Origin of the sequence: Streptomyces sp. NBC_01551, from assembly GCF_026339935.1 — a bacterium.
GTDB lineage: Bacteria > Actinomycetota > Actinomycetes > Streptomycetales > Streptomycetaceae > Streptomyces.
Genome location: NZ_JAPEPX010000013.1, coordinates 1 through 8,407, shown reverse-complemented (window position 1 = coordinate 8,407; position 8,407 = coordinate 1). Strand labels below are relative to the sequence as shown.

The window sequence follows — 8,407 nt, the reverse complement described above, 5'->3', positions numbered from 1 at the left end:
GAGGAACTGCTGCGCGGGCTGGAGGCGCTGGGGAAGAACGACCTGGCCAACGCTGCCGTGACGCGGGGCACGGTGGGCGCTGCCGGAACCGGGAAGCTTGCGTTCCTGTTCACGGGGCAGGGCAGCCAGCGGCTGGGCATGGGGCGTGAGCTGTACGAGGCGTACCCGGTGTTCGCCGCCGCGCTGGACGCGGTGTGCGGGCAGCTGGAACTGCCCCTGAAGGACGTGCTGTTCGGCTCGGACTCCGCGGTTCTGGACCGTACGGAGTTCACCCAGCCGGCGTTGTTCGCGGTCGAGGTGGCGTTGTTCCGGCTGCTGGAGTCGTGGGGTGTGAAGCCGGACTTCCTGTCCGGTCACTCCATCGGCGAGATTGCCGCCGCGCATGTCGCGGGTGTGTTCTCGCTGGAGGACGCGTGCACGCTGGTCGCGGCTCGTGGCCGTCTGATGCAGGCGCTCCCGGCCGGTGGTGTGATGATCGCGCTCCAGGCGTCCGAGGACGAGGTGCTGCCGCTGCTGACCGAGCGCGTGAGCATCGCGGCGGTCAACGGTCCCCGGTCGGTCGTCGTCGCGGGTGACGAGGACGCGGCGGTCGCGATCGCCGAGGCCTTCCCGGACCGCAAGTCCAAGCGGCTGACCGTCAGCCACGCCTTCCACTCGCCGCACATGGACGGCATGCTCGCCGACTTCCGCAAGGTCGCCGAGGAACTGTCGTACGGCGCCCCGCGCATCCCGGTCGTCTCCAACCTCACCGGCGCGCTCGTCTCGGACGAGATGGCATCGGCAGACTTCTGGGTCCGCCATGTCCGCGAGGCGGTCCGCTTCCTCGACGGCATCCGCGCCCTGGAAGCCGCCGGAGCCACGACGTACCTCGAACTCGGCCCCGACGGCATCCTCTCCGCCATGGCCCAGGACTGCCTGACCGCGGACGGGGCCCGCTTCGCGCCCGCCCTCCGCACCGGTCGGCCCGAGTCCGAGACCCTGAGCAACGCCCTCGCCCTCGCCCACACCCACGGTGCGACGCTGGACTGGGAGGCGTACTTCGCCCCGACCGCCGCACGCCAGGTCGAGCTGCCCACGTACGCCTTCCAGCGCGACTGGTACTGGCTCGACTCGGCACCCACCGCACAGAACACGCCGGGCGACGCCGCAGGCTTCGGCCTCGGCACGACGGACCACCCGCTGCTCGGCGCGGCCGTCGAACTGCCCGACTCGGACGGGTTCCTCTTCACCGGCCGGCTCTCGTCGACCACCCACCCCTGGCTCGCGGACCACGCGGTGCTCGGCTCGGTGCTCCTGCCGGGCACGGCCTTCGTGGAACTGGCCGTCCGAGCCGGCGACCAGGTCGGCTGCGACGTCCTGGAGGAGCTGACCCTGGAGGCCCCGCTCGTCCTGCCCGAGCGCGGCGGAGTCCAGCTGCGGCTGTCCGTCGCCGGAGCCGACGAATCCGGCCGACGTGCCCTGTCGCTGTACTCCCGTGACGAGGACAGCCCCGCCGACGAGCCGTGGACGCGGCACGCCGCCGGCGTCCTCACCACCGGCGACGCCTCGACCCCGGCAGCCGACCTCACGGTCTGGCCGCCGACCGGAGCCGAACCGGTGGACATCGACGGCCTCTACGAAGGCCTCGCCGCGGCCGGATTCGACTACGGCCCCGCCTTCCAGGGCCTGCGCTCGGCCTGGCTCCACGGCGACGCGGTGTACGCGGAGGTGAGCCTGGACGAGGCGACCGCGGAAGCGGCCGACTGGTTCGGTCTCCACCCGGCGCTCCTGGACGCGACCCTCCACGCGGCCGGTCTCGGCGCGCTCGTCGAGAAGACCGGCCAGGGACGGCTCCCGTTCGCCTGGAGCGGTGTCCGGCTGCACGCGGCCGGCGCCTCCGCGGTACGGGTCCGCCTGGCCCCGGCCGGCCGCGACGCGGTCGCGCTGGAGCTCGCCGACCTGGCGGGCGCACCGGTGGCCTCGGTCGAGTCGCTCGTGCTGCGGGCGGTCTCGCCCGAGCAGATCGGGGCGGCGCGCGGCGGTCGTCTGGAGTCTTTGTTCCAGGTCGGGTGGGCGGCAGTGCCGCTCGCCCCGGTGTCCGCGTCGGAGCAGCGTCCCTGGGCGCTGCTGGGGGACGCTCACGCCGGTCTGGATGCGGTGGGTGTGCGCTACGAGGCGCACAGCGGTGGGCTCGCGACGCTCGCGGACCCGGCGCTGGTGTGCGTGCCGCTGTCCTGGGTCAGTGATCCGGAGGGTGTGGCGGGTGCGGTGCACGCGGAGACGGGTCGGGTGCTGGAGCTGCTGAAGGAGTGGCTGGCCGAGGATCGTTTCGCGGATGCGCGTCTGGTGTTCCTGACCCAGGGTGCGGTGGAAGCCGTACCGGGTGAGGGCGTGTCCGACCTGGTGCGGGCTTCGGTGTGGGGTCTGGTGCGTTCGGCGCAGTCGGAGAATCCGGGGCGGATCGTCCTGGCCGACACGGACGGCACCGATGCCTCCTACCGCGCGCTGCCCGCCGTATTGGCTTCGGGTGAGTCCGAGGTCGCGGTGCGGGGTGGTTCGGTTCTGGTGCCGAGGCTGGCGCGTACGGCGGTCGCCGCTGGTGCGGGCGTCGAGTGGGATGCCGATGGCACGGTGTTGGTGACGGGTGCGAGTGGTTCGCTGGGCGGGCTGTTTGCCCGGCATCTGGTCGCTGAGCACGGTGTGCGTCGTCTGCTGCTGGTGAGCCGTCGTGGTGAGGCGGCGGAGTTGTCGGCCGAGCTTGTCGGTCTGGGCGCTGAGGTGTCGTGGGCGGCGTGTGATGTGGCCGACCGGGACGCGCTGGCCGCCGTACTCGCCGGCGTTCCTGCGGAGCACCCGCTGACGGCGGTCGTGCACACGGCGGGTGTCCTTGATGACGGTGTGGTCGGTTCGCTGACGGCCGCGCGTCTGTCGGCGGTGCTGCGTCCGAAGGTGGATGCGGCGTGGAACCTGCACGAGCTCACCCAGGACCTGGACCTCTCCGCGTTCGTGCTGTTCTCGTCTGCCGCCGGTGTGTTCGGTGGCGCGGGGCAGGCCAACTACGCGGCGGGCAACACCTTCCTGGACGCCCTGGCCGCGCACCGTCGGGCCCAGGGTCTGGCGGCCACGTCCCTGGCTTGGGGTCTGTGGGCCGAGGTCGGTGGCATGGGTGGTGCTCTGGACGCCGAGGACGTGTCCCGACTCGGCCGTGGCGGTGTCAACGCCCTCACCGCCGTTGAAGGCACGGCGTTGTTCGACGCCGCCTGCGCCGCCGGGCAGCCGCTGCTCGTGCCGGTCAAGCTCGACCTGGCCGCCCTCCGGGCCCAAGCCGGCAGCGGGATGCTCCCGCCGCTGCTCTCGGGCCTGGTCCGCACGCCCGCTCGCCGCGCCGCCGACACCACCGCACCCGACGCATCCGGACCGGCGGCACGCCTCGTCGGCCTGACGGACGCCGAACAGCTGCTCTTCGTACTGGACTTGGTACGTAATCAGGTCGCTGCGGTGCTCGGCCACGCCGGGCCCGAGGCGGTCGAGGCCGACCGTTCCTTCCGCGAGCTGGGCTTCGACTCCCTGACCGCCGTCGAGCTGCGCAACCTGATCGGCGCCGCCACCGGGCTGCGCCTGCCCGCCACCCTCGTCTTCGACTACCCGACCTCCACGGTCCTGGCCGACCACCTGCGGGCCGAGCTGCTCGGAACGGTGCCGGCCGCGCCGTCCGCACCGGTGGCCGTCGCGGTCCGCGACGACGAGCCGATCGCGATCGTGGGTCTGGGCTGCCGGTACCCCGGTGGCGTCGAGAGCCCGGAAGCCCTGTGGCAGCTCGTCCTGGAGGGTCGGGACGTCATCTCCGGGTTCCCCGACGACCGCGGCTGGGACGTCGACGCCCTCTTCGACACCGACCCCGGCCACGAGGGCACGAGCTATGCCCGCGAGGGCGGCTTCCTCTCCGACGCCTCCGCCTTCGACCCGGCGTTCTTCGGGATCTCGCCGCGCGAAGCCGTGGCCATGGACCCGCAGCAGCGCCTGCTCCTGGAAACCTCCTGGGAGGCGTTCGAACGGGCCGGCATCGACCCGCGGACCCTGCGCGGCAGCCGGACCGGCGTTTTCGCCGGCGTCATGTACCACGACTACGCCTCCCGGCTCGCGGCACTGCCCGAAGGCGTCGAGGGCTTCCTCGGCACGGGCAACGCGGCCAGCGTGATCTCCGGCCGGCTCTCGTACACCTTCGGCCTGGAGGGCCCGGCGGTCACCGTCGACACCGCCTGCTCCTCCTCCCTGGTGGCCCTGCACCTCGCCGTGCAGGCGCTGCGCAGCGGGGAATGCTCGCTCGCCCTGGCGGGCGGCGTGACCGTGATGGCGACTCCCGCGGCCTTCGTGGAGTTCAGCCGGCAGCGGGGCCTCGCGGCCGACGGCCGCTGCAAGGCGTTCTCCGCCGACGCCGACGGCACGGGCTGGTCCGAAGGCGCCGGGGTGCTCCTGGTGGAGCGCCTCTCCGACGCCCGCCGCAACGGGCACCCGGTGCTGGCCGTGGTCCGGGGTACGGCGATCAACCAGGACGGCGCGAGCAACGGCCTGACGGCCCCCAACGGGCCCTCGCAGCAACGCGTCATCCGCCAGGCCCTCTCCAACGCCGGTCTGTCCGCCGCCGACGTCGACGCGGTGGAGGCCCACGGCACGGGCACGACCCTCGGCGACCCGATCGAGGCCCAGGCGCTCCTGGCCACCTATGGGCAGGACCGCCCGGCGGACCGGCCGCTGCTCCTCGGCTCGATCAAGTCCAACATGGGCCACACGCAGGCCGCCGCCGGTGTCGCCGGGATCATCAAGATGGTCATGGCGATGCGGCACGGGGTCCTGCCCAAGACGCTGTACGTGGACCAGCCGACCCCGCACGTCGACTGGGCGGCGGGAGCCGTGAGCCTTCTGGACTCGGCCACGGACTGGCCGCGGACGGGCCGCCCGCGCCGGGCCGCCGTCTCCTCGTTCGGCTTCAGCGGCACCAACGCCCACGCCGTCATCGAGCAGGCCCCCGAGCCGGTGGAGCCCGAGGCGGGGACCGTGCCGGCCCGGGTGCCGGGCAGCCTGCCGTGGCTCCTCTCGGCGAAGGACCCGCAGGCCCTGCGCGACCAGGCCGCGCGCCTGGCGGCGCATGTGGTCGAGCACCCCGAACTGTCCCTCGTGGACGTCGGCCACGCCCTGGCCACGAGCAGGACCGCCCTCGACCGGCGCGCCGCCGTGGTCGCGGAGGACCGCGAGGGCTTCCTGGCCGGTCTCGCCGCGCTCGCCGAGGGCGAGTGGGCGGCCGGCCTGCTGGAAGGCTCGCCGACCGTCGGCAAGCTGGCGTTCCTGTTCACCGGACAGGGCAGCCAGCGGCTGGGCATGGGGCGTGAGCTGTACGAGACCTACCCGGTCTTCGCCGCCGCCCTGGACGCGGTGGGCGAGCGACTGGACCTCGAACTGCCGCTGAAGGAGGCCCTGTTCGGAGACGAAGCGGACCTGCTCGACCGTACGGAGTACGCGCAGCCGGCCCTGTTCGCGGTCGAGGTGGCGCTGTTCCGTCTGCTGGAGTCGTACGGCGTGCAGCCGGACTACCTGTCCGGCCACTCCATCGGCGAGATAGCCGCCGCGCACGTCGCCGGGGTGCTGTCCCTGGACGACGCGTGCGCCCTGGTCGCGGCCCGTGGCCGCCTGATGCAGGCGCTGCCCGCCGGCGGCGTGATGATCGCCGTGCAGGCGTCGGAGGACGAGGTCCTGCCGCTGCTGACCGACCGCGTCAGCATCGCGGCCGTCAACGGCCCGCAGTCCGTGGTCGTCGCGGGCGACGAGGACGCCGCGACGGCGATCGCCGAGTCGTTCCCCGACCGGAAGACCAAGCGGCTGACCGTCAGCCACGCCTTCCACTCGCCCCACATGGACGGCATGCTCGACGCCTTCCGCGAGGTCGTCGAGGGGCTGACGTACGCGAGCCCCCGCATCCCGATCGTGTCCAACCTGACCGGCGCCCTCGTCACCGACGACGAGATGGGTTCCGCCGACTTCTGGGTCCGGCACGTCCGCGAGGGCGTCAGGTTCCTCGACGGCATCCGCGCCCTGGAGGACGCGGGAGCCGCCACCTACCTCGAACTCGGCCCCGAGGCCGTCCTCTCCGCACTCGCGCAGGACTGCCTCACCCGCGACGGTGCGGCCTTCCTCCCCGTCCTGCGCGCGGAGCGCCCCGAGGAAGCCACCCTCGGTTCGGCCCTCGCCCAGGCGCACCTGCGGGGCATCGCCGTCGACTGGGACGCGTACTACACGGGCACCGGCGCACGCAGGGCCGACCTGCCCACGTACCCCTTCCAGCGCCAGCGCTACTGGCTGGAGGCGCCCGCCCACGCCCTCAGTGGCGACGTCGCGTCCGCCGGGCTCGGCCCGACCGCGCATCCGCTCCTCGGCGCGGCGGTCGACCTGCCCGACTCGGACGGGTTCCTCTTCACCGGGCGGCTCTCCCTGCGCACCCACTTCTGGCTGGCCGACCACCGCGTCGCGGGCACCGTCCTGCTGCCGGGCGCCGCGCTGGTCGAACTGGCCGTCCGTGCGGGCGACCACGCCGGCTGCGGGCGCCTGGACGAGCTGACCCTCGAAGCGCCCCTGGTGCTGACGGAGACGGGCGGGACGCAGCTGCGGCTCGCGGTGGCCGAGCCGGACGCGCAGGGGCGCCGGGCCTTCCAGGTCTACTCGCGCCCCGAGCAGACCGCCCCCGACGAGCCGTGGACCCGTCACGCCGACGGCGTCCTGGCCCCCGAGGCCACGGACACCGGCATCGAGGCCCTGGGGGAGTGGCCGCCGGCCGGTGCCGTCGCCTGCCCCGTTGACGACCTGTACCCGGGCTTCGACGGCATCGGACTCGGCTACGGCCCCGCCTTCCGCAACCTCCGCCGGGCCTACCGGCTCGGGGACGAGGTGTTCGCCGAGGTCACCCTCGACGAGGACCGCCTCCCGGAAGCCGCCCCGTACGGTCTCCACCCCGCGCTCCTCGACGCCGCCCTGCACGCCGTCGGCCTCGGGGAGTTCTTCCCCGAGGGCCCGCAGGGCGCGCGGCTGCCGTTCTCCTGGGACGGCGTGCGGCTGCACGCCGCCGGCGCTGCCGGATTGCGCGTACGGATGGCACCGGCGGGCCGGGACGCGGTGACGCTGACCCTGTGGGACGGGAGCGGGGAGCCGGTCCTGACCGTCGACTCGCTCGTCCTGCGCCCCTTCGCCGCCGACGGCATCGCTGCCGCCGCCGGTTCCGGTACCGGACCCGTACGCGAGGCGCTGTTCCAGGTCGACTGGACCGCCCTGACGCTGCCCGAAGCCGCGCCGGAGTCCGGTGCCGGCTGGGCGCTGCTCGGCGCGGACCCGCTCAAGACCGGCGCCGGCCTGGAACGGGCCGGGATCCTCGACGACGCCTGCGGATCGGCGTACCCGGACCTGAACGCCCTGGGCGAGGCCTTCGACGTGGCCGAGGCCCTGGGGGAGCCGGCACCGGAGACGGTCCTCGTCTCGCCGGCGCCCGACCTCGCGGCACCGGATGCGGCCTCGGCCGCGCACGCCGCGACCGCGCACGCCCTGGACCTCGTCCAGGGGTGGCTGGCGGACGAGCGGTTCGCGGCCTCCCGGCTCGCGGTCGTCACCCGCGGGGCCGTCGCCGCCGACCCCGACGAGGACGTCACGGACCTCGCGCACGCCGCCGTGTGGGGCCTGGTGCGCTCCGCGCAGGCCGAGCACCCCGGCCGGTTCGTCCTGGTCGACCTCGACGGCGAGGCCCCCTCCTACGGGGCCCTGCCCGCCGCGCTCGCCACCGACGAGACCCAGCTCGCCCTGCGCGGGGGGACCGTACGGGCGCCCCGGCTGGCCCGCGCGGCCCTCACCCCGCCCGCGCCCGCGGCCGCAGCCGAGGGCGAGGGCGAGGGCGAGGGCGAGGGCGCCACCCGCGCCGTCGACCCCGAGGGCACCGTCCTGATCACCGGGGCCACCGGCACCCTGGGCGGCCTGTTCGCCCGGCACCTCGTCGCCGAGCACGGCGTACGTCACCTGCTGCTCACCAGCCGGCGGGGCGCGGCGGCGGACGGCGCCACCGAACTCGCCGATCAGCTGGTCGCGTCGGGTGCCCGGGTCACCTGGGCGGCCTGCGACGCGGCCGACCGGGACGCGCTGGCCGCCCTGCTGGCCTCCGTACCGGCCGGACACCCGCTGACGGCCGTCGTGCACACCGCCGGTGTGCTCGACGACGGCACCGTCACCTCGCTCACGCACGAGCGGGTCGCGAAGGTGCTGCGGCCCAAGGCCGACGCGGCATGGAACCTGCACGAGCTGACCCGGCACCTCGACCTGGCGGCGTTCGTCCTGTTCTCCTCGGCGGCCGGCGTGTTCGGCAACGCCGGACAGGCCAACTACGCGGCCGGCAACACCT

At 74.2% G+C, this 8,407-nt stretch carries 1 protein-coding gene; it reads left to right on the top strand.

Translation table 11 applies throughout. The features are described 5' to 3' along the window. The coding region (locus tag OG982_RS30840; protein ID WP_266950270.1) for a type I polyketide synthase at nt 1-8,407 on the top strand (8,407 nt) is incomplete at both ends.